Source organism: Pedobacter sp. B4-66, from assembly GCF_018492665.1.
Classification (GTDB): domain Bacteria; phylum Bacteroidota; class Bacteroidia; order Sphingobacteriales; family Sphingobacteriaceae; genus Pedobacter.
Genome location: NZ_JAFVME010000034.1, coordinates 1 through 1,246, shown reverse-complemented (window position 1 = coordinate 1,246; position 1,246 = coordinate 1). Strand labels below are relative to the sequence as shown.

The 1,246-nt window shown below is 39.2% G+C and carries 1 protein-coding gene; it reads left to right on the top strand.

Annotated features, from left to right (window positions below):
* The first annotated feature begins 436 nt into the window (after positions 1-436).
* Positions 437-991 carry a GNAT family N-acetyltransferase gene (locus J1905_RS23510; protein WP_214229628.1) on the top strand — a complete coding sequence of 185 codons (555 nt, stop codon included), beginning with the start codon at positions 437-439 and terminating at the stop codon, positions 989-991.
* Positions 992-1,246: the final 255 nt, after the last annotated feature.

Below are 1,246 nucleotides of genomic sequence, written 5' to 3'. Positions count from 1 at the left end.
GAGTAGGTCGGTGCCAAATCTTATAGAAACCCTGTAGCTAAAAGCTGCAGGGTTTTCTTGTTTATAGCTAGTTTGGGTTTATAGCTACTGCGAAGCTATTGGCCTAAAAATTATACTCATCCGTCATCCTGAATTCGTCATGCCGACGAAGGCCGGTATCAGGATCTCGCACTAACAAGGCTTTCTTTCTCTTGAGAGGTTCTGATCTCGAAGAAGCTGCGAAGCAAAATAAATTCAGGATGGTGATCGATTAAATAATGGCGACAGTTTATAAATTGTCATTACCACTTTGTTGATGATTTTTAACCTTCACTTTACCTCGCTATTTATCAAAAACTAATATATAAACAGTAACGATCCAATGGAGGCGTACTGGCCAGGTTATTGGTTTTTGTGAAGCACTCTTTTTATATATTTGTTCAAATCAGATTCCGGTATGAGCACAAATGAATTTTATATTTTCAAGTCGGCGCGCTTAGGCTTTAGAAATTGGCTGGAAGCTGATGTGGAAAAACTGACAGATATCAATCAGGATCCGCAGGTGATGGAGTTCTTTCCCACAGTGCAGTCGCAGGAAAGAACCAGGCAATTTGTAAAAAGAATGAAGGAGCAATTTCAGGAAAAGGGTTTTTGCTATTTTGCAGTAGAGGAATTAAGTACCAATGAATTTATTGGGTTTATAGGATTGTCGGTTCAGAATTTTGAATCTGATTTTACCCCCTGCATAGATATCGGCTGGCGCTTACATACAGAGAAGTGGAACCAGGGCTTTGCCACCGAAGGGGCACTAAGATGTATAGACTACGGCTTTAATGATTTAAAATTGAAAGCTATACATGCCATCGCACCTAAAGCGAATGCTTCATCGGTAAGGGTAATGCAAAAGATAGGGATGAAAGAGCTTAAACGATTTCATCATCCTTTACTGGCCTCTAATGAAAAGCTTCAGGAATGTGTGCTGTATGAGATCGTCAATAACCTTAGAGCCTAGCCTTGGAGAAATGCAAAGAAGTGGTAGTGATAATTATATAGACGGTCGTCATCCTGAAATAAATGTATTTCATGCGATTCCCCGAATTACATTAAGCTGTACAAAGTAATTCTAAGCTTTGGATTTCATCAACAAAAGCCAATCCCGGTAGTAAGAAAACCCTGGTTACCATGTTTGCAATTTAATTTTCTGCCTAGCTTTTAATGAGTTAGCGGATTTCATGAAATAATAATGAGAAAGGGTTTGGAGGTTGGT